The organism is Arthrobacter sp. 05N428_2, from assembly GCF_056397065.1.
In genome coordinates, this window is the sequence record NZ_JBFTMR010000002.1 from 89,579 (window position 1) to 110,825 (window position 21,247).

Genomic DNA, 21,247 nt, shown 5'->3' on the forward strand with positions numbered 1-21,247 from the left:
AACCCCCTTGAAGTTTCTCAATGGCTGTGGCATGGTCCACCTATGACCGGACATCTTGAGCAGGTGCAGGAACGGACCCGTTCGCCGCTGGGTAACTCCTACTGGAAGCTCTGGACCGCCTCCGGGCTATCCAACCTGGCGGACGGTGTTTTCAAGATCGCGCTGCCGCTGCTGGCCGTTCAGCTCACTCAGTCACCCACGCTGGTTGCCGGACTAACGGTCGCGGCGACCCTTCCCTGGCTGATCTTCGCGCTGACCGCCGGAGCGCTGGCCGACCGGCTGGATCGGCGCAAGCTCATGTTGTGGGCCAACCTGAGCCGCGCCGTGCTGCCCGTTCTGGTGGTCGCGCTCATCCTGCTGGACGTCGGGTCCATTTGGGTGCTCTACGTCGTCGCCCTGCTGGTGGGTGTGGCCGAAACGCTCTATGACACTTCCGCGCAGTCGATCATGCCGCAGGTGGTGCATAGGGATCAGCTTTCGCGCGCCAACGGCAGGCTCTACGCTGTCGAGCTCACCACCAACCAGTTCGTCGGGCCGCCGCTGGGCGGCCTGCTGGTGGCAACCGGCGTCGTCGCGGGCTTTGCCGTGCCGGCGGCCCTGTGGCTTGCGGCCGTCGGTGGCCTGCTCCTGGTCCCGGGGGCCTTCCGCCCTGAGCGGGAACAGAAGACAACGTTGCGCTACGACATAGGTGAAGGTCTGCGGTTCCTTTGGAACCAGACGATCCTCCGGACGCTCGCGGTGATGACCGGGGTGTTCAACTTTGCCTCCAGCGCGGCGTTCGCGGTCTTGGTGCTGTTCGCCGTGGGCCCGGCTTCGCAGATGAAGTTGTCTGAAGTGGGGTTCGGCCTGCTTTTGACGACCTCCGCGCTCGGCGCATTTGTCGGCTCGTTTTTCGCCGAATGGGCCGAGGCCAAGCTGGGGCGGTCCAAGTCCCTGATGCTTACCATCTTTGGGAGCACGATGTTCGTGGCTGCGCCCGCCATAACCGACAACCCCTATGTACTGGGGCCGTTCCTTTTTGTCGGCGGCATGCTGATCGTGCTTTGGAACGTCATCACCGTGTCCCTGCGCCAGCGCATCACTCCCAACCGGCTGCTGGGACGGGTCAACAGTGCCTACCGCCTGCTGGCCTGGGGCACCATGCCGCTCGGTGCCGCGGCGGGCGGCCTCCTGGCCCAATGGCTGGGCCTGCAAGCCATGTTCGGCCTCATGGGACTGCTGACGCTCGCGCTGCTCACCATGATGCCCATCCTTACGGACAAAGCAATCGCCGCGGCCGACGTCGGATCCTAAGTGGTGCTCGACGAGGGAGCAGGGAGCCCCTTGCCCAGGCGCACCTAGGCGGCATGGCTCGCGGCCAGGCGGGCGCCCATGATGATCTTTGCCCGGTGCCGGAGTTTTCTGCGGTGAATCGTTTCGAGGTGATTGGCCCTGACGCGTTGCCCGATCCGTTATGAGGCCGGATATGCGGGGCCGTCGCCGGTTCCGGGCAGGGGTGGTGCGGTGGAGTGGTAGGTGTGGCCGGTGGGGGTGGTGAGTTGGAGGGTGTGTCGGCCGGAGCCAGGGTGCGGGCGGGGTCGGGCGGTCCAGCCGGGGGTTTCTTTGGTGTGGTTGCAAGCTTCGCAGAGTCCGGCGCCGTTGCCGCCGCTGGTGGTGCCGCCGTTGTGCCAGGGCACGATGTGGTCCAGGTGCCGGATCGGGGCGTCGCAGTAGGGGGTCCGGCAGGTGTGGTCGCGGGCCTGGATGAAGCGGCGCAGCCTTGGCGGGAAGATCCGGGCGCGGGAGTCCATGCCGACGAGGTCGCCGGTGCCGGGGGTGGTGTAGAGCCGGCGCACCCAGATCCTGAAGGCCGGATCGTCATTTCCGCCGCCCGCTCCCGCGCCCGGCGTCCGGCCTGCGTCTGTGAGGAGTGCCCGGGCCCGGCCGGCGGGGATGATGCCGTAGCCGGGGAGCCGGGCGGGTTCGCTGTCGGCCTGGAGCAGGGTGCGGTCGGTCATGACGAGTTGGATTTCGATGCCGCTGATTCCGCCGGGTGTGCCGGTGGTGCGTTCGACCAGCGCGTCGGCCATCAGCTGGGCCCGGGAACGGGCGTCCCCGGCGGAGCGTAGGGCGTCGGCGTGCCGGGTGAGGGCTGCGTGGACGGCGACTCCGGCTGCGACGGGGAGCAGGGCGGTGAGGTAGCACATGGTGTCCGGGGCCGCACGGAGGCTGAGGTGGCGTTCGGCCTCGGCGTGGGCGGCCCGCTGGGTGACCGAGCGCGGGTCCCGGCGGTAGGCGGCGGCCCGGGCCGCGGCGACGATTGCACGGTCGCCCGCTCCGGTGAACGTGCCGGTGTCGGGGGCGAGCTCGTCGTCGACGGCGGTCCGGTCGGCGGCGGTCAGGCACGCGGTTTCCCGGACCAGGAGCGTGGCGCGCCATTCGTTCAGCTGCCCGGTTTCCAGGGCGGCCAGGGTGTGGGGCATTTCGGTGACGAGGGCTTTCGCGAGGCCGAGGAGCCGGCCACCCCGGGCGGGGGATTCGCGCCGGGCCAGGGCGATTTGCGCCCCGACCCCAGTCCCGAGCTGCTCGGCGGGGATCCCGGCGTCGGCCTGTTCGCGGCGCTGGGCCAGGTCGAAAGCGACCGCGTGGCGGGCCTGACGGGCGGCGAGGGCGGACTTCAGGTCCTCGAGTTGGCGTGTTTCGTCGATGAGCGCGGCGGCGCTGGCCGGGGCGGGGAGGCCGGCCAGGAGCCGGGCGAGCTCTGCGACCGTCACGGCGCGCCCCACCATCGATGCCGCCGCGGCCGAAACCCTCTCGTGCGCCTGAATGCCGTCCATGTATTAAGTGTCCAGCAGGGGTCTGACATTAATGATGTACGCGTTGCGCGGCCCTGAAGCAGACGCCAATTGGCGCCGGAAAGGTGTGCGTTTTTCGCGGCTCTCACCCAGGGAGACGCCCCCTGACACGGCAGTGCAATGAGGCGATTCCCGCCTCTTCCGGCCGCGCCGTATTTCGGATCGGTAACGCATGCTCCTATGCTTAGCGGGTGCCTTTGTAAGGATTTGGGGGCGAGTAGTCGTGAGGAAACTGGTAAATGAGTAGTGTTCTGACAATCCGCGGAGGCGTCCCGCTGACCGGCCGCGTCACCGTGCGTGGGGCCAAGAACCTTGTCCCCAAGGCGATGGTGGCTGCCCTGCTGGGCAATGAGCCGTCCGTGTTGCGCAACGTTCCCGAAATCAAAGACGTTGAGGTTGTCACCAGCTTGCTCCAGCTCCACGGCGTCACCGTGGACAAGGACCCGGTCACCGGTGACCTCACGCTGGACCCGACTAACGCCAAGACGGCCTCGCACACCGCCATCGACGCGCACGCCGGCGATTCGCGCATCCCGATCCTGCTGTGCGGACCCCTGATCCATGCCATCGGCGAGGCCTTTATTCCGGACCTCGGCGGTTGCAAGATCGGCGACCGTCCCATTGACTACCACCTCAACGTGCTGCGCCAGTTCGGCGCCGTCGTGGAGAAGCGCCCGGGCGGCATCCACATCTCCGCCCCGAATGGCCTCAAGGGCGCCAAGATCGCGCTGCCCTACCCGTCCGTGGGAGCAACCGAACAAGTTCTGCTCAGCGCCACCCGCGCCGAGGGCATCACCGAGCTGACCGGCGCGGCCACCGAACCCGAAATCGTGGACCTGATCGCCGTGCTGCAAAAGATGGGCGCCATCATCAGCGTCCAGACGGACCGCACCATCCGGATCGAGGGCGTCCACGATCTGGGCGGCTACAACCACCGCGCCCTCTCGGACCGGAACGAATCCGCGTCCTGGGCCTCCGCCGCCCTGGTGACCCGCGGCGACATCTTCGTCGAGGGCGCCACGCAGCGCGACATGATGACCTTCCTAAACACGTACCGCAAGGTGGGTGGCGGGATGGACATCGGCGACGACGGCATCCGCTTCTACCACCCCGGCGGCAAACTCAACCCGCTGGTCCTCGAAACCGACGTGCACCCCGGTTTCATGACCGACTGGCAGCAGCCGCTCATCGTCGCACTGACCCAGGCCGAAGGCGTCTCGATCGTCCACGAGACCGTCTACGAAAACCGCTTCGGCTTCACCGACGCCCTGATCCGGATGGGCGCAAACATCCAGGTCCACCGCGAGTGCCTCGGCAGCGTCCCGTGCCGCTTCGGCCAGCGGAACTTCCTGCATTCGGCCGTCATCTCCGGCCCCACCCAGCTCAAGGGCACCGACATCGATGTGCCGGACCTGCGCGGCGGCTTCAGCCACCTGATCGCAGCCCTGGCCGCCACCGGCACCTCCCGCGTGACGGGCATCGACATCATCAACCGCGGTTACGAGCGTTTCACCGAGAAGCTCGCCGGCCTCGGCGCCGACTTCGACATCACCACGGCCGGGTAGAGGACCACGTGAAGGAAACGGCCAAGAGCCACCTCAACTTCGCCATCGCCGCCGGCGTCGTCCGGCCGGTCATGAACCTGTTGATGAACAAGAAATGGGAGGGGCTGGAAAAGCTCCCGGCCGGCGGCTTCATCGCCGTGCCCAACCATTGCACCGAGATCGATCCGCTGGTGATCGGCCACATGCTCTACAACCAGAAACGGATGCCCCACTTCCTCGCCAAGGGCAGCCTGTTCAAGGTCCCGGTGCTGCGCGCGGTGCTGCGCAACACCAAGCAGGTCCCGGTGGAACGCTCGACGTCGGGCGCCAACCGTTCGCTGCAGCTCGCCAAGGAAATCGTGGACGAGGGCGGCGCCATCGTGATTTATCCGGAGGGGACGCTGACCCGCGATCCGGATCTCTGGCCGATGAGGGGCCACACGGGGGCGGCCCGGATGGCATTGCAGAGCGGCATCCCGGCGGTCCCGATGGCCCACTGGGGCGCGCATGAGGTCTTCCCGCGCTACGCCAAGCGCTTCCACGTCTTCCCCCGCAAGACTTCCCGGGTGCTCGTGGGCGACCCGGTGGACCTGAGCGCCTTCGCCGGGCGCCCGCTGGACAAAGCCACGCTGACCGAAGCAACCAACGTGATCATGGACGCCATCACCGAACTGCTGGCCACGCTCCGCGGGGGACAGCCGCCGCTGGTGCGTTGGGACCCGTCGGAGCACAACCAGTCCAGCCACGGCCGCTTTGTCGAGCGCGGCGGCGAGCCCGGCACCCCTGCGGACGGTGCCAAATGACGGCAGAACTCGCGGGCCCAAGTTCCGCCGGTTCGGCCGTCCGCGTCGCCGTGCTCGGCGCCGGCTCCTGGGGGACCACCTTCGCAAAGATCCTCGCCGACGCCGCCGAAGCGTCCGACGTCGACCGCCGCATCCGACTCTGGGGCCGCCGCGCCGCCGTCGTGGACCAGATCAACACCGCGCACCGCAATGAGCAGTACCTCAAAGACATCGAGCTGCCGGTCAGCATCACCGCCTCTACCGACGTCGCCGAGGTCCTGGACGGTGCCGACCTGGTGGTCCTGGCCGTTCCCGCGCAGACCCTGCGGCCCCAGTTGCGCGAGTGGAAGGGCCTGATCGGGCCCGGCACGCTGGTCGTGTCGCTGATGAAGGGCCTGGAACTGCACACCGACGCCCGGATGAGCGAAGTGATTTGCGAGGAGCTGGCCATTCCGGCCGAGCGCGTCGCCGTCGTGTCCGGTCCCAACCTGGCCATGGAGATCGCCCGCGGGGAACCGACGGCCTCCGTGGTCGCTTGCTCCGACGCGACGGCTGCCGGCTGGATTGCCCGCAGCTGCACCGCGCCCTACTTCCGCCCTTACACGACGGTGGACGTGGTGGGCGTCGAGATCGGCGGCATCGTCAAGAACATCATTGCCCTCGCCGTGGGCATCTGCGAAGGCAAGGAGATGGGCGACAACACCAAGGCGTCCGTGATCACCCGCGGCCTTGCCGAGACCTCGCGGCTGACCCTCGCCCTGGGCGGCGAAGCCCGGACGATGGCCGGCCTTGCGGGCCTGGGCGACCTCGTCGCCACCTGTTCCTCCGCCCTCTCGCGGAACCACACCGCCGGACGGCTGCTCGGCACCGGTTTGAGCCTGGAACAGGTCACCACCGAAATGACGCAGACCGCCGAAGGCATCAAGTCGGCCCAGGCCGTGCATGAACTGGCCGGCAAGCTGGGCGTCGAGATGCCCATCACCGCCGCCGTCGTCGCGGTGCTGGCCGGAAAATTGTCCGTAGACGACCTGGGACCGCTGCTGCTGTCCCGGGACCTGAAATCCGAAGGCGATTACTAAGAGTGCCGGAAAATAACTTGACTCCAGAGGCCCAGCCCGTCCGCTCCCGGCCCCGGGTAGCGGTGCTCTTCGGCGGCCGTTCCAGCGAACATGCGGTCAGCTGCGTCACGGCGGCCGGGGTGCTCGGCGCCATTGACCAGGCCAAATACGAGGTGATTCCGATCGGGATCGCCAAGACAGGCCAGTGGGTGCTGGCCTCCGGCGACACCAAGGAATGGTCGCTCTCCGCCAGCTCGCTGCCGGAGGTTGCGCCGTCGGACCGCACCGTGACGCTGGCCGAGATCGGCGGCGAACACCAGCTGATTGTGGCGGCTCCCAACCAGGTTCCGCAGGAACTCGGTACCGTGGACGTGGTCTTCCCGCTCCTGCACGGGCCGTTCGGCGAGGACGGCACCATCCAGGGGCTGCTGGAACTGTCCGACACCCGCTACGTCGGCGCCGGTGTCCTGGCCTCTGCCGTCGGCATGGACAAGCACTACATGAAGGTGGTCTTCGAGTCCGCCGGCCTGCGCGTAGGTCCCTACATCGCGGTCACGGACCGGCAGTGGCTCACCGATCCCGAGCTGGTGCGCAAGCGCGTGGACGCCCTCGGTTTCCCGGTCTTCGTCAAACCGGCCCGGGCCGGTTCCTCGATGGGCATCTCCAAGGTGGATTCGCTCGAGGAACTCGACGCCGCGATCGAGGCCGCGCGGGAACACGATCCCAAGCTCGTGATCGAGGCCGGCATCGTCGGCCGGGAGATCGAATGCGCCGTGCTGGAGGGCCGCGGGACCGACGCGCCGCGCACCTCGATGCCCGGTGAGATTTCCGTCGCCGGCGGAGGCCACGTTTTCTACGACTTCAATGCCAAGTACGTCGAGGACAACGCCGCCGCCCTCAGCTGCCCGGCCGACCTCCCCGAGGAAGCCATCGCCCGGGTCCGCGAGCTGGCGGCCGTCGCTTTCGACGCCGTGGGCGCCGAGGGCCTGAGCCGGGTGGACTTCTTCTACACGCCTGAGGGCGAACTCATCATCAACGAGATCAACACCATGCCCGGCTTCACGCCCAAGAGCATGTACCCGCAAATGTGGAAGGCCTCCGGGCTGGGCTACGCGGAACTGATCGACGAGCTGATCCACCTGGCCCTGCACCGCAAGACCGGCCTCCGCTAGTCCCCACCGGCACCCTAACCTCGCTCCGCTTCGGCCAGGGAACCCTGCCGGCGTGGGCCCAGCACGCGGGCTGCGGCCGCGCCGGCCCGCCTACTGGCCGGTGGGCAGGTTCTGCAGGTCCGCCTGACCCACGCAGTTCCGGGTCGCCTTGATTTTCGAGGCCGACGCCGACAGCTCCGCCAGCACGGTGGCCGAGCTGATCTTGTTCGGGTCCATCAGGATTTCCGTGGCGGGATCGCGCCCGAAGGTGGTCAGCGTCCACACCGGGTTGCCCTCCTTCATTACCCAGTCGACGCCGTTCACGCTCACACAGCGGTCCGTGGTGGGGCCGGGAACGTTGACGCCGCACCGCAGGACAAGAACGGACGGGTCACCCCACGCCGCCGTCGCCTGGCTGTTCGTCTTTCGCAGCTTCGCGTCCCCAACACTGTCCGGCAGCGCCACCATCATGGGCGCGCAGGCGGCGTTCGCCGCGTCCTTGGCAGGGGAGACGTCGACGGCGGGGGAGCAAGCACTGAGTACCAGCCCGGCGGCGGCTGCGGTGGCAAGAAGGCGAAGCGGACGAAGAGGACCGGGCCGGCGGAGCTGTTGCATCCATCCAGCCTATCCCGGTGGTTGGGGTTGCCTCGAACATGCGCGGTTAGACCCCACTCACAGCAACGGTGCCGTGACTTTCGACACCAACCAGCTCTCGTTTCCCGGCCGTTCACCAACAGTTGGAGCGGTGCCGAGGTGCCCGAGAGGCAGCGAACAATTCGCTGAGAATCAGCAGCCAAGGTTGTCGCGGTACTGGGCGGGGACGGACCAACATACTTCGTAACTTCTACAAATCCGCAGCATATGAAGCTGGCAGCAACCCGGGAATTGCCGGGGAACCTGTAGAGTACTCACGGTGCCGCGTAAGTTTGGCGGCTCCGACAGACCGTACGAACCCTGAACCTGGCGACGTACCGCACGGAAAATTTGCTTTGGGGGAACACTTGGCTTCATCACACAGCAGTGCCCAATGGAGCACTCTTGGGACTGCTGCGGCGGCGCTCTGCGCCTCTGCGGTTTTGACCCTCGGCCTCGGCGCAGCCCCCGCTCACGCGGACGATCAAGTCGACCCCAGCCCGTCTTCCTTGGTGATTCTGGATACGACGCCCGCGCCAACGCCCACGGACGGGCCAACGGACACACCAACGGACACACCCTCGGCGCCCGATCCCATCCCGGATTCGCCGATCGTTTCTCTACCCCCTACGGCACCGCCCGAGCAGTCTGGGGATTCCCAACCGGCTCCAGCCCCGGGCGGGGACGCTGCACCCGCGGCTCCCGCCATTCCTGTCCCAGCTCCGGCTTCGCCGGAACGCCCCGCGCCCGTGCCTCAGCTGACAGTGATGCCCTCAGTGGAAACCACGCCGCCGGGCGAGCAGCCGGCAGAAGCAGTCACAGAAGCGCCTTCCCCGTCGGCAAGCGCCACGGCCGCCGCGCTGCCGTCGGCGGCTCCTTCCAAGACGCCGGCCCCCGTGCCGGTGCAGGCGGCTCCGGTCATCCAGGCGGCGGTGGCGGCAGCAACTGGCAGCCCGTTCGGCGTGCAGTTGGTCACAGTCCTGATCCTGCTAGGTGCAGGACTTGCTTACTTCCGTGCCCTGGGTGGCAAGGGTGCTCGTATTTCGCCAAAGGCCGGAAAGTAGGATGGCCCGGCAAACCTTCCAGGACGTGTCACGAATCGCCGCAGCCGAGGACCGTCCCGTCCGTGTAAGTCTCCTGGTGCATTCCTACTGGCCGGAGAGCAGCCCTCCGCAGCGCCGCTGGACGGCACTGCTGAAGGAATTCTGCGCCTCCGGCTGGGACGTCGACGTCGTCACACCGGTCGCCCATGCCCCGGCCGGCCGGCGCGAGCTGCCGCAGGAGCGGGCCGGCCGCCCCTTCCGCCGGCAAAAGGGCCAGTTCACCGAAGAAATCCGCCGTGTTCCGTACCTGCCGCACGGCAACTCCCAGCTGGCGCGCTTCGTTGACCACTGTTTCTCAGCCGCAATGACCGTGCCGCTGGGGCTGCTGACGCGGAAGCCTGACGTGGTCCTCGCCACTGCACCCAGCCTGCCCATCCTCGCCGCCGGCTACCTCCTGGCCAAGGCGCGGAAGGTTCCGCTGATCGTCGAGATGCGCGATGCGTGGCCGGATCTGGCGCGGGATTCACGCATGGTGAAGGGCCGCGTCAAGAGTGTGGTCGAAGTGGCCGTCGAGTTCATCCAACGTCGCGCCGACCTGGTGGTCACCGTCACGGATGGATTTGCGGACACGCTCCGCATGCGGGGACTCAGGAACGTGGCAACCGTCAGCAACGGCCTGCACGTCGATACCATTCCGTTCCTGCCGCCGCCGGAACCGGAGCGTGAGGTCTTTGAAGCGCTTTACCTCGGCAACCACGGAGCAAGCCAGCGGCTGGAAGTGGTGATCGGCGCCAGTGCGCTGGTGGGTGATGCCATGCACTTGCATCTGGTGGGGCACGGCACGCAGTTGCCGGCGCTGGAGAAACTAGCGCGCGACCTTGGCGCTCCCGTCACTTTCCACCAGCCCCTGCACGGCCAGGCCGTCTTGGACCGTTACGCCTCTGCGGACACCTGCATCATCTCGCTCCGGGACGACTGGAAGTCCTTCGAAACCACTGTCCCTTCCAAGACCTACGAAGTCTTGTCCCTGGGCCGTCACGTCACGGCAATCGTCAAGGGTGAGGCCGCGCGCATCATCGAAGATGCGGAAGCCGGCGACATTGTGGCGAGCACCCCGGAAGCCGTCGCCGAGCTTTGGCGCGAGCTCGCAGCAGACCGCTCGCGGCTGGTCCGCGTCGAAGCCAGCCGTCAGTGGGTCAAGGAAAACGCGGACTACGCCCAGCTGGCCGAGCGGTACATGGGGCTCATCGCCGGACTGCTCGGCCGGGAGCCGGTCCCAGCGCGATGATCCAGCTTCTCCGCAATGTTCGATTGGCCGCAGGCGTGGCAAGCAGCCACCTGACGGACGATCCGCTCCTACTCCTCCTGCAGCTCAGCCGCCGGTTCCCGGCGCGGCTGGTGCGGCCGCTTTCGACGGCGGTTGTTCGTTTCGCACGCCCCGAGTCCACCGATGTTCCGGTCCTGATTGCCGCACTTGTGTCGGGCGACGACGCCGACGTGAAGCGGCGGCTCTCCCTGGCCACTGCAGCCGGGCTGGCGGGGGAACGTGCCCGGCGCCTCGCCGACGTCGCCCTTGCCGCCCAACTGCCTGGGCTGGCCGATGATTTTCTTGGCCGCTCGAGTGGCGCGCGCAGCCTGGCGGCTACCCGCGCCCGCCGGTTTTGGTACGACGGCGCCGTCGGCGACGCCGTCGCGGTCTTGGATACTGAAGGCCGGGCTGGCCGGCGGCAGCGGGCGCGGCTGGCAGCCGAAGTCAGTGTGCTGAAAGGCGCCGCGGGTCCCGCGCTGGACCACGAGGATTTCATTGCCGTGCCCGGGCGAGTGCTGCACCTCCTGAGCAACTCGCTGCCGCACACTACCAGCGGGTATGCGCAACGGTCCCACTCCATCCTGGCCGCCCAGCAGGCCGCGGGCTGGGAGGTCCTGGCCGTGACCAGGCTGGGCTATCCGGTTCAGGTCGGCAAGCTCGGTGCCAGAGCCGAAGATCTAGTGGACGGCGTCCGCTACCGGCGGCTCCTTCCGGCAAAATTGGCCGATACCCTGGACGCCCGGCTTCAGCAGCAAGCCGAAGAATTGTTGGCCATCGTGCTGGATTTCAAGCCCAGCGTCCTGCACACCACCACGCACTTCGTGAACGCGGTGGTGGTCCGAGCCGTGGCCCGCGCCGTGGGTATTCCCTGGGTGTACGAGGTGCGTGGGCAACTGGCCGACACGTGGGCTTCCACCCGCGGAGCGGACGCGAAGAGCAGCCAGTACTACCGACTCTTCCAGGACCGCGAGGCCGGGGTCATGCGGGACGCTGATCTGGTAGTCACCCTGGGTACCGCGATGAAGGCCAATATCGTCGCCGCCGGCATCCCGGAAGGCAAGATCCTGATTGCCCCGAACGCTGTGGGCGGTGACTTCCTCGAGGAGCCCTTAGACACGGCATCGGCACGCCGTGTGCTTGGCCTCAAAGAGGGCGGACAGTACATCGGCACGGTCAGCAGCTTGGTGGCCTACGAAGGTCTCGACTGCCTTATCGACGCGTTTGCGCTGCTGGCGCCCCGTTTCCCGCAGCTTAGATTGCTGATCGTGGGCGACGGCGTGTCCCGCCCCGCACTCGAGGTGCAAGCCCGGGAGTCGGGCTATTGCGAGCGGATCATCTTCACGGGGAGGGTTCCCCGTGAAGAGGCGGCGCGCTACCACCAAGCTCTGGATGTCTTTGTTGTGCCACGCAAGGACCTTGAGGTGACGCGCTCCGTAACGCCCCTCAAGCCCGTTGAGGCTTTGGCCTGCGCCCGCCCGGTGGTGGCGAGCAGGCTGCCGGCACTGCAGGAAATTGTCGACGAGCGTGTCGACGGTCTCTTGGTGCAGCCGGAGAATCCGGCGGCGCTGTCGGAAGCCTTGGCGGCGCTCCTGTCAGACGACTCAGCGAGGTCAGCCATGGGAACCTCCGGCCGCGCGAAAGTGCTGGCCTCGAGGACTTGGGCAGCAAACGCCAGCGCCCTGGCAGCGGCTTACACGGAGCTGTTACGTGATAAATGAGGAGAACGAGTTAGTGTCCGCAGAAACCGAAGTGGAGCCGGACCAGACGGCTGTCCAGCCGCTGTCCGTGGACATGCGCCGCCTTACCAGGGTGGGGTCCCGTCCCGGCTTCCTCGAATATTTGGTCCAGCTCTGGGACTTCCGGCAATTTATTTTTTATGATTCCCGGGCGCGTGTGCAAAGTGGCACGCGGCGCGATCGGCTGGGTAGTGCGTGGCTGCTCCTCAACCCGATTTTCAACGGACTCACTTACTACTTCATCTTCGGGCTGCTGCTGAAAACCAGCGGTGGCATCGAGAATTTTCTCGGATATCTCGTTATTGGTATTTTCATCTTCCAGTTCAGCTCGGGCGCGATCACCGCCGGTGCTCGGTCCATCCGAAACAACAAGTCCGTAGTTCAGGCCTTCAACTTCCCGAGAGCCGCCCTGCCCATCGGGGCGAATGTGCGTGAGTTGTTGTCAGCGGTTCCGCTGATCCTTGCGATGCTGCTAATCGCAGTGGTCCTCCCACCGGCCGAAGAGATTACGTGGCTTTGGCTGCTGGTGATACCGGCAGTACTACTGCAGTCGCTTTTCAACTTGGGCGTCGGGCTGATCCTGGCTCGCATGATTTCCCGGATCAACGACGTCACGCACCTTATTCCCTTTGCCCTGAGGGCGTGGATGTACTTGTCCGCGATCTTTTATACCTACGACCGTTTCGTGACCCACCCGCAGTTGCTGGCCGTCATCAAGCTCAACCCCTTGTTCAATGTCATCGACATCATTCGCGACTGTGTGCTGTACGCCAGGGTTCCGCAATGGCAGTCCTGGGCGATTCTTGCGGCATGGGCCCTCGGAACCCTGGCTGTGGGCCTGGTGTACTTCTGGAAAGGGGAGGAGTCCTATGGGCGCGGGTGAGAAGGAGATATACATCGCCGGCCACCCGTGCGTGGTGGTGGACAGCGTGCAAATGCGGTATCGGGTCGCATCCAGCGAGGTCTCTGAACAGCCTACGGATGGAATCCGGCGCCGCTTCCTGAGCAGGGCCGTCAGTAAGCCCAATATGGTGACCGTGCACGCCCTGAACGAGCTGTCCCTGGTGGTCGAACGCGGGGAATCCGTCGGCATCATCGGCCGTAACGGTTCAGGCAAGAGCACGCTGATGAAAATTATTAGCGGGCAGTCCAAGCCCACGTCGGGCGCGGTCTATGCTTCCAGCACTCCCATCATGCTGGGCGTCAACGCGGCCTTGGTCCAGGACCTGTCCGGCGACCAGAACGTTATCCTGGGTTGCCTCGCCATGGGCATGAGCCGTGTCCAGGCCCACGAAAAATTTGACGGTATCGTGGAGCTATCCGGCCTGGAGAAATCGATCCACCTGCCGATGAAGTCCTACTCGTCCGGAATGGCCTCTCGGCTACGTTTTGCCATCGCCGCAGCGGTTGATCCCGAGATTCTCTTGGTTGATGAGGCCCTGAACACGGGTGATGCGCAATTTGCCGATCGCAGCAAACTCCGGATGGACGAACTTCGTGCTCAAGCCGGCTGCGTTTTCCTGGTCAGCCACAGCCTGGACACCATTAGGGACATGTGCACGCGTGTTATTTGGCTGGACAAGGGTGATCTCATCATGGACGGGGATCCGGCGGTTGCCATCAAGACCTACCAAGAATTCACGAAGCACCTGTCAAAGGGAAACAACAACTCGGCCTCAATGATCTTGGACGATGCCAAGGCCGTCTTGGTGGCAACTGAGGTCCGCGAACGAACTTCGCGAAGGGTCAGGGTTTGATGGGGATAACGAAGGATCTACGCAGCGCCGTTTGGCACTTCCGTAAGGGCGGCCTACCGCAGCTAGAGACGTGGCGTAAACGTCAGTTGGTTGAACGAGGCTTCGCTGCCCCGAGGCACGTTCAAGGCGTAGAAGGCGGCTGGACCGGACGGGGGAGGAAGCGCAGGCTCTCGTTTGCGGCGGCTCCGCTACCGGAGCTAGACCCGGTTCGTCCGGACATCAAAGCCGCAGTTATCTTGGATGACTTTTCCATGCTTGCATTCGGATACGAATGGTCGATTCACGCCGTTCATCCCAACTCATGGCGCCAGGACCTCAGCGGCCTCAAGATCGATTTGCTCTTTGTAGAATCGGCGTGGACCGGCAACAACGGTCTCTGGCGGGGAAAAATTGCTGGCCCTACGGGCCCCGCCGCGCCATTCAGGGAACTGCTGCAATGGTGCAAGGAGCAAGGGACGCCCACGGTCTTCTGGAATAAGGAAGATCCGCCCCATTATGACGATTTCCTCCCCGCAGGGAAGTTGTTCGATTACGTCTTCACATCAGATTCAGGTCGAGTGGAACAGTACAAAGCTGATCTGGGCCACAGCCGCATTGACGTCCTGCCGTTCGCTGCCCAGCCGGCGGTACATAATCCGGTGAGGCCGCGCCGCGGGCGACACAGCAGGGACGTCGCCTTTGCTGGCATGTACTTTTCGCACAAATACCCCGACCGGCGCCAGCAAATGGACCAACTTTTGGGCGGTGCCATGGACGCCTCAGCCCGGATGACTACGGGGCTCGAGATTTTTTCTCGTCGGCTCGGTGGTGACGCCCGCTACCAGTTTCCGGCTCCGTTGAGCACGCGAGTCGTGGGCTCGTTGAGCTATACGCAGATGCTCAACGCGTACAAGGCCTACAAGGTCTTCCTCAACGTCAACTCTGTCGTCGACTCGGCCAGCATGTGCGCTCGCAGGATCTTTGAAATCAGCGCGGCCGGCACACCCGTTATCACCGCTCCGAGTGAGGCCGTTGGAAACTACTTCACCGAAGAGGAAGTTCCGGTGGCAGTCGACCGGGAACACGCCGCCCAACTCACGCGAGCACTGGTCGACAACCCCGAGCTCAATGACCGCACCGCGCACCTGGCGCAGCGAAAAATCTGGCAGGCACACACGTATTCCCATCGCGCCGAACAGGTTTTGGGACAGGTTCTGCCAGCGCGTGCCAAGCCCGTCTCACGGCCCAGTATTTCAGTACTCGTTCCCACCATCCGACCGGAAAAAATCGAACAAGTCTTCCGAACTCTGGCCGATCAGTGCGGCGTTCAAACCGAGCTCGTGATGCTGACCCACGGCTTTGAGCTTGCGGCGCGGAGGATCTCAGACTTGCGGAAGGTGTTCGATCTGCAAAACGCCGTCGTACTCAGCGCTTCTCGCGCAGTGTCGCTGGGGGAGTGTCTCAACCGTTGCGCGGGCGCTGCTGGCGGCGAGGTGCTCACCAAAATGGACGATGACGACTGCTACGGTCCGGAGTATCTCAGCGACCAGCTTTTCGCGCTCAGCTTCTCGGGAGCGGACATCGTAGGCAAACAGGCGCACTACGTGCACCTTAAGAACTCCCGAGCTAATGTCCTCCGATTTGCGGAAAAGGAGCACCGTTACACGGACTTTGTTATGGGGCCTACCATCATGGCGCCTCGGCAGGTCTTTGTGGACAACCCTTTTGCCCAATTGGGATTGGGTGAGGACACGGCATTTCTTCAAAATGCCCAGCAGCAGGGCATGACTATCTATTCGGCGGACCGCTTCAACTACCTCCAAGTCCGCGGGGGGTCAGATCACACCTGGCAAATCAGCGATGCCAAACTTTTGGCGTCGGGAAGCCTGAAATTCTATGGGGAACCCAATGACCACATCAACATTTAAGCCGGGCGAATTCGTGTCTGCCGTTCAGAAAGTTGCCGTAGTTGGCCTCGGGTACATAGGCCTGCCCACCGCCGCCATCTTGGCGGCCAATGGTCTGTCCGTCGTAGGGGTCGACCTCAATGAGACTGTTGTGGACGCGGTCAATGCCGGCAACGTCCCCTTCGTGGAGCCGGACCTGGGCATCCACGTGGCCGGGGCAGTTAGCCAGGGTGCGCTGATCGCCCAGACCACAACGCCGGCGGCTGATGCCTACATCGTTGCCGTTCCCACTCCCTTCGGGGAAGACAAATCAGCAGACTTGCGATTTGTCCGGTCCGCGGCCGAGGGCATTGCGCCGGTGTTAAGCGGAGGTGAGTTGATTATTTTGGAGTCGACATCGCCACCCGGGACCACCGCAATGCTGGCGAAATTCGTACTTGAGCTTCGGCCTGATCTGAGCCTCCACGGAGAAGGCGGCCGGCCAACCATTTTGTTCGCTCACTGCCCGGAACGTGTTTTGCCTGGCCGGATCATGATCGAGTTGGTCACTAATGATCGAATCGTTGGAGGTCTCACGCCTAAGGCGGCCGCGGCCGCAGCTGCCCTTTACAGCGTTTTCTGTCAGGGTGACATTCATCTAACTGACGCGGCCACCGCGGAAATGGCCAAGCTTGTAGAGAACGCCTATAGAGATGTAAACATTGCGTTTGCTAACGAGCTATCCATTATCAGCGACAACCTTCGCATCAATGTTTGGGACCTTATTGGACTCGCAAATCACCATCCGCGTGTCAATATACTGCAACCGGGACCCGGTGTCGGCGGCCACTGCATAGCAGTAGATCCGTGGTTCATAGTAGCTGCAGACAGGACTAACTCCCGGCTCATCCGGACCGCTCGCGAGGTCAACGACGCGAAGCCCGCCCACGTCGTCTCACAAGTGATGGCTGCGGTGTCGGGTATGGATAGGCCCACCATTGCAGCCCTCGGGTTGGCGTTCAAGGCCAACATCGATGACATGCGCGAGTCCCCGGCTCTTGAGATTGTTCGGCGGCTGGGGGAGTCGGCGCCTGAGGCCAGGATTCTCGTCGCAGCCCCGCATTCGGATCAACTGCCAGCGGCCCTGGATGCTTTCCACAACGTCCAACTCGTGGAAGCTGAAGCGGGCATTGAAGCAGCCGACGTTGTTGTTTTGCTCGTGGATCATGACAAGTTCCGCGACATCGATCGTCTATCCCTGAAAGGCAAGACTCTGATTGATACGAGGGGATTCTGGCGTGAGCTGTCAAACGGGTGAGGACAGTGAACGGTCGACAGCGAGGTGGCTTGAGTCGATGGGCGTCGCACTGCCCCCATATCTCGGGCCCCATGGGAGGTTTCCCCGCACCAAGATCTTTATTGTGGATTGCAATTCCGTTGAGGATGTCGTTGCCACCATTGTCTCGTTGCTCAAATCTAGCTGCCAAGACTTTGAGGCCCTCTTAGAAGACAATGTCGTCGGGACCGATGCTCGCATTTGGCAATGGTTGGGAGGCGACGCGAGGTTCTCTATCATCGAGTCCAAAGGATTGGAAGGAAACGGCTCGCAGTCAACCATGATCCTGCCTTCAGGAGTCATTCTGACGCCCTATGCGATGGAGGCCCTCTACCAGGCGCTGGCACTACCTTTAGTCCGAGTTGTGCGCGTAGCAGTAAGCAACGTCCCAAGCGGAGTTGAATTTTGGTCCACAGATTTTTTGTACCGGACGGGCCCAAGAAAGGCCGAAAGCGCTGCCCGGGCCAGCGGCGGTGAGCGGTGGATAAATGGTGAGGCGCTTGGTATCCATGCAATCGGAGACTCGCCGCCACGAGTCTTCTTCCGAAGGGGAGCCGCCGACCGCCACATCGTGGAAGTGATGCTTTTCGATGCAAAGCGGGAATTAAACATGACAGCTGTGAACGAAGAGTTGGTTGCACTGCGACGGGAGATTTCAAGACTCAAAAAGCTTTTGACTTCCAAAACACGGACATTAGCTAGACCCGGCAGCACAGATCTTTGGAATAGACTATCGATCTATGGAATAGGGCGTATACAAATGCGCAAGTATCGCAGCTTGAAGAGGAAATAGAAAGTGCAACACGTCATCGTTCCACTTGGTTCGGGTAACCTCGGCCCCCTTCTCGATGCCGCCTTTCCTGATTGGAAGACTGAAGATTGGAAATACCGTGAAATAGCGGCAGATGGATTTGAGTGCACCACGGAAAATAGCCCAGGGCCGTGGTATGCGGAGTATGTGGTCATTGTTGAATCAATCGCGCAATTGCGGCTCCTATTGCCTCTCTTCACAACGGAAGGGCGCGCCCATAATATTGGGATCATTGTCGAAAATTCCGCGCCGGGTTTTATTAGCCTTGTTTCCAGTACTCTCGAGGAATCCCTGTCCGTCCGGCAGGGCAAAATTCCCGGCTTTAGCCACGCGATGTTTTTAGAATTACGTGCTGTACATTGGCTTGATATCCACGGGATCCTATCAAGCTTGGTTTTAGGCCTGACAACGTCGGATTGCATCAAGATAGGCGTCTCGGACGCAGCTGCAGCTGCGTGGGCAATCGGCAATCCATCCGCTGGATGGATAGGCAATGACTATTCCTTCGACGACATTGACCCAGTAAATTCAGTGGACCTCGCCATTTCCAGTTCGTCAGATGAACCAAGCGCCTCGCCTGGTGCGTTCTCAGTGGCGGGAGCGTCGTGCGTGACTGCTGAAGTGCTTGAGCTTCCGCCCGTAGATCCCGTGATCTACAATCCGGCCGGGTTTGATCCCTACCCGGCTGTTGCAGAATGCGAGCTGCGCCACCTCGGCGCTGGTTTCGGCTGGGTTATTGGTGGTATGCCGGTAGGCGCTCGGGGCGAAATGGACGGTCAGCGATTCACGGTGCTCGGCGAGGCGCAGGTGAAGTTTCTTCGGCAGTTCCACCTGGTTCGGCTCGACCGCGGTACCGATTGCAGCGATTGGGATTTTGCCCGGATGCTCTCCCAACTTGCATGCGCCGGCATTCCCGTCCAGTTCTCAAGGGCAACACCGCACGTGCGGGACTTGTTGGGGCCGAGCGTATTAGAGGCTGTGGAGGCATTCGGAGGAGCGACCTGTAGGCCTATCGAGCGCGAATCCTTGTCGATCAACAGCAGACGCATGGCGCTCAAGAGCTTCTTGCCGGAAGCGCGGCTGGGACATCTAAGGCGAAAAGCCGGTCTCGGAGGAAGGGCCACTCCAACGGTGAGTGTTGTCTTAGCTACGCGGAGACCTGGGATGCTTCCGTCGATTTTGGAGCAGATCGCGAAACAGACGTGGAAGGAGGTCGAGACGATAGTCGTACTCCACGGAGTCGATACCGTGCCGGCCTCGTCTCGTCGTGCGATCGAGTCATTTCCCCGGCCGCTGCTTATGCTTGAGGCCGGTGGGGACGTTCGCTTCGGGGACGTTCTCAATCTTGCGACGCGCGCTGCATGTGGCGAATTTGTCACAAAGATGGACGACGACGATTGGTACGGAAAGCACCATCTAGAAGATCTTTATCTCGCCCAAAAATACTCAAATGCCATGTTGGTCGGAAGTCCTGTGGAGTTCGCGTATGTAGGAGGGGTTGATGTTACTACTCGCAGGAACCATCGGGGAGAAATTTTTTCGGACCACGTTGCCGGAGGCACACTCTGGATTTCGAGGACCCAGTTGCTCTCTCTTGGAGGCTGGCGCCCTGTTTCCAGCGCGGTCGATCGGGCCCTCATAGACGCGGTTCGCAAGTCGGGAGGGACGGTCTATAGAAACCATGGCCAAAACTACATGATGAATCGACGAACGGCGCAAGAAGGGGACCTCGTTCACACTTGGAATGCCGACAATTCGGTATTTTTTCGGGACTGTTTGGAGCAATGGGACGGGTTCGAACCGGCCCCACAACTCGACGTTAATGACTTACACCGACCAATAGCAGGACGGCTGCCTGCATTCACAAGCTGGATGGGACGGACGGGGCGATAACGTCTGTACCTTCGGGGCCGAGATTTGCCCCACGTCTGGTCGGGAGACGTCGTTTTGCGAACCTCTGGACGGCCGAAGAGCTATACTTATCAGGGGCACTTTTTGGATGCTCACTAGACTTTAAATGGGGGAAATTCGTTGACACTGTCTTTGTCCGTAATCGGCACAGGATATCTCGGGGCTACTCACGCTGTCTGCATGGCTGAGCTCGGCTTTGACGTGCTTGGGGTCGATCAGGATCCCCTTAAGATTGAAAGCCTAAACGCGGGAAAACTTCCATTTCATGAACCGCTTCTTCCGGAGTTGCTAAAGAAGCATGTTGCTTCTGGAAAGTTGCGATTTACGACGTCGATCGCCGAGGCGGCTGATTCGGCGGACGTGCATTTCCTGGCGGTTGGGACTCCGCAGCGGAAAGACGATGGCCGAGCGGATATGACCTTCATTGATTCGGCATTCGGAGGCCTTCTTAGTCACCTCCGCCGGGACGCCCTTATTGTTGGGAAGTCAACGGTACCGGTTGGTACAGCGCGTCGTCTTCAGGCTGAGGCTCTAAAACTCGTTGATAGGGGAATCGATGTCGACGTGGCCTGGAACCCTGAGTTTCTAAGGGAGGGCTTTGCGGTACAGGATACCCTGAATCCGGATAGATTAGTGTTCGGCACCGAATCTGAATCCTCGGAATACCTTCTTCGAGAGATTTACCGCCAAGCTATATCAGCGGCTACGCCTGTCATAACGACGGACTTTGAAACGGCTGAACTCGTAAAGGTTGCTGCAAATGCCTTTCTTGCTACCAAAATTTCATTCATCAATGCCTTCTCGGAAATTATGGAAGTTACTGGCGGAAATATCCGGACGCTCGCTGATGCTGTGGGACATGACGCCCGCATCGGGCGGAAATTTCTGAACGCTGGCATTGGGTTCGGCGGCGGCTGCCTACCAAAGGACATCCGCGCACTGCAGGCGCGAACGAGTGAACTTGGTTTGGACAAGACAATGAACTTTCTTGCTGGCGTCGATGAGATCAACTTGCGGCGCAGGGACCGAACTGTAAGTCTGGCCATGCAGCACCTTGATTCCGACGACGGACCGCAACGGGTAGCCGTTTTGGGGGCTAGCTTTAAGCCCAACAGCGACGACGTGCGAGACTCGCCGGCGCTGGATGTAGCCAGCAGGCTGCACGAAAGAGGGTTTGATGTGGCCGTGTACGACCCTATCGCCGGCAGGAACGCGGCCCGTAGGTTTCCACGGCTGAGCTATCCCACCAGCCTTGACGAGGCTGTCACCGGTGCGTCTCTGACACTAGTGCTGACGGAATGGGACGAATTTAGAGCCCTGCAGCCGGATGACTTGGGCCCCCTCGTCGCCAAGAAAGTGATCCTTGATGGACGTAACGTCATAGATGGGGCGCTCTGGACCTCACAAGGCTGGAACGTCCTTGCATTAGGGCAGAAGCGGGTTTCGGAGCCAGCCTCCTTGACCGTCTCACCCTGAC

Annotated in this window: 17 protein-coding genes; 14 read left to right on the forward strand and 3 right to left on the reverse strand. The window is 62.9% G+C overall.

The genetic code is table 11. The features are described 5' to 3' along the window. The first annotated feature begins 42 nt into the window (after window positions 1–42). Entirely contained in the window at window positions 43–1,293 is a 1,251-nt protein-coding gene (locus AC1DGI_RS02110) for an MFS transporter (RefSeq protein ID WP_476897581.1), read from the forward strand. A 158-nt stretch (window positions 1,294–1,451) separates the two neighbouring features. On the opposite strand, the gene AC1DGI_RS02115 is transcribed toward AC1DGI_RS02110, so the two are convergent. Beyond that, entirely contained in the window at window positions 1,452–2,816 is a 1,365-nt protein-coding gene (locus AC1DGI_RS02115) for an HNH endonuclease (RefSeq protein WP_476897582.1), read from the reverse strand. Between the two features lie 257 nt (window positions 2,817–3,073). Here AC1DGI_RS02115 and murA point away from each other — a divergent pair, with 257 nt between their 5' ends. The 4 genes from murA to AC1DGI_RS02135 are packed head-to-tail and all read left to right on the forward strand — an operon-like array spanning window position 3,074 to window position 7,390. After that, window positions 3,074–4,399, forward strand: coding sequence for a UDP-N-acetylglucosamine 1-carboxyvinyltransferase (gene murA, locus AC1DGI_RS02120; protein WP_476897583.1), 1,326 nt, complete (start codon window positions 3,074–3,076; stop codon window positions 4,397–4,399). An 8-nt stretch (window positions 4,400–4,407) separates the two neighbouring features. Beyond that, window positions 4,408–5,181 (forward strand): lysophospholipid acyltransferase family protein, encoded by a 774-nt coding sequence (locus AC1DGI_RS02125; RefSeq protein ID WP_476897584.1) that lies wholly within the window; start codon window positions 4,408–4,410, stop codon window positions 5,179–5,181. After that, window positions 5,178–6,239, forward strand: coding sequence for an NAD(P)H-dependent glycerol-3-phosphate dehydrogenase (locus AC1DGI_RS02130; RefSeq protein ID WP_476897585.1), 1,062 nt, complete (start codon window positions 5,178–5,180; stop codon window positions 6,237–6,239). The genes AC1DGI_RS02125 and AC1DGI_RS02130 overlap by 4 nt, the downstream gene beginning before the upstream one ends. A gap of 2 nt (window positions 6,240–6,241) precedes the next feature. Next, window positions 6,242–7,390, forward strand: coding sequence for a D-alanine--D-alanine ligase family protein (locus AC1DGI_RS02135; protein WP_476897586.1), 1,149 nt, complete (start codon window positions 6,242–6,244; stop codon window positions 7,388–7,390). A 90-nt stretch (window positions 7,391–7,480) separates the two neighbouring features. Here AC1DGI_RS02135 and AC1DGI_RS02140 read toward each other — a convergent pair whose 3' ends face one another. Both AC1DGI_RS02140 and AC1DGI_RS02145 read right to left on the reverse strand, forming a co-directional pair. Then, window positions 7,481–7,984: a DUF3515 family protein gene (locus AC1DGI_RS02140; protein ID WP_476897587.1), complete on the reverse strand. Its 504-nt coding sequence runs from the start codon at window positions 7,982–7,984 to the stop codon at window positions 7,481–7,483. Between the two features lie 772 nt (window positions 7,985–8,756). Next, entirely contained in the window at window positions 8,757–8,978 is a 222-nt protein-coding gene (locus AC1DGI_RS02145) for a hypothetical protein (RefSeq protein WP_476897588.1), read from the reverse strand. A gap of 113 nt (window positions 8,979–9,091) precedes the next feature. On the opposite strand from AC1DGI_RS02145, the gene AC1DGI_RS02150 reads away from it, so the two are divergent. The 9 genes from AC1DGI_RS02150 (at window position 9,092) to AC1DGI_RS02190 (ending at window position 21,246) form a co-directional block, all read left to right on the forward strand. Then, window positions 9,092–10,333: a glycosyltransferase family 4 protein gene (locus tag AC1DGI_RS02150; protein WP_476897589.1), complete on the forward strand. Its 1,242-nt coding sequence runs from the start codon at window positions 9,092–9,094 to the stop codon at window positions 10,331–10,333. A gap of 35 nt (window positions 10,334–10,368) precedes the next feature. Next, window positions 10,369–12,072, forward strand: a complete 1,704-nt coding sequence (locus AC1DGI_RS02155; protein WP_476897590.1) for a glycosyltransferase — start codon at window positions 10,369–10,371, stop codon at window positions 12,070–12,072. Between the two features lie 13 nt (window positions 12,073–12,085). Continuing rightward, window positions 12,086–12,973, forward strand: coding sequence for an ABC transporter permease (locus tag AC1DGI_RS02160; RefSeq protein WP_476897591.1), 888 nt, complete (start codon window positions 12,086–12,088; stop codon window positions 12,971–12,973). Beyond that, a complete protein-coding gene (locus AC1DGI_RS02165) occupies window positions 12,960–13,847 on the forward strand; it encodes an ABC transporter ATP-binding protein (RefSeq protein ID WP_476897592.1) in 888 nt (295 codons plus the stop codon). Before AC1DGI_RS02160 ends, AC1DGI_RS02165 begins: the two co-directional genes overlap by 14 nt. 251 nt (window positions 13,848–14,098) lie before the next feature. Beyond that, entirely contained in the window at window positions 14,099–15,754 is a 1,656-nt protein-coding gene (locus AC1DGI_RS02170; protein ID WP_476897593.1) for a glycosyltransferase family protein, read from the forward strand. Then, on the forward strand, window positions 15,735–17,030 hold the full coding sequence (wecC, locus tag AC1DGI_RS02175; protein ID WP_476897594.1) for a UDP-N-acetyl-D-mannosamine dehydrogenase: 1,296 nt from the start codon (window positions 15,735–15,737) through the stop codon (window positions 17,028–17,030). The genes AC1DGI_RS02170 and wecC overlap by 20 nt, the downstream gene beginning before the upstream one ends. Window positions 17,031–17,067: 37 nt before the next feature. Beyond that, window positions 17,068–17,841: a hypothetical protein gene (locus AC1DGI_RS02180; protein ID WP_476897595.1), complete on the forward strand. Its 774-nt coding sequence runs from the start codon at window positions 17,068–17,070 to the stop codon at window positions 17,839–17,841. A gap of 3 nt (window positions 17,842–17,844) precedes the next feature. Continuing rightward, on the forward strand, window positions 17,845–19,752 hold the full coding sequence (locus AC1DGI_RS02185) for a glycosyltransferase (RefSeq protein WP_476897596.1): 1,908 nt from the start codon (window positions 17,845–17,847) through the stop codon (window positions 19,750–19,752). A gap of 144 nt (window positions 19,753–19,896) precedes the next feature. Then, window positions 19,897–21,246 (forward strand): UDP-glucose dehydrogenase family protein, encoded by a 1,350-nt coding sequence (locus AC1DGI_RS02190; RefSeq protein WP_476897760.1) that lies wholly within the window; start codon window positions 19,897–19,899, stop codon window positions 21,244–21,246. Window position 21,247: the final 1 nt, after the last annotated feature.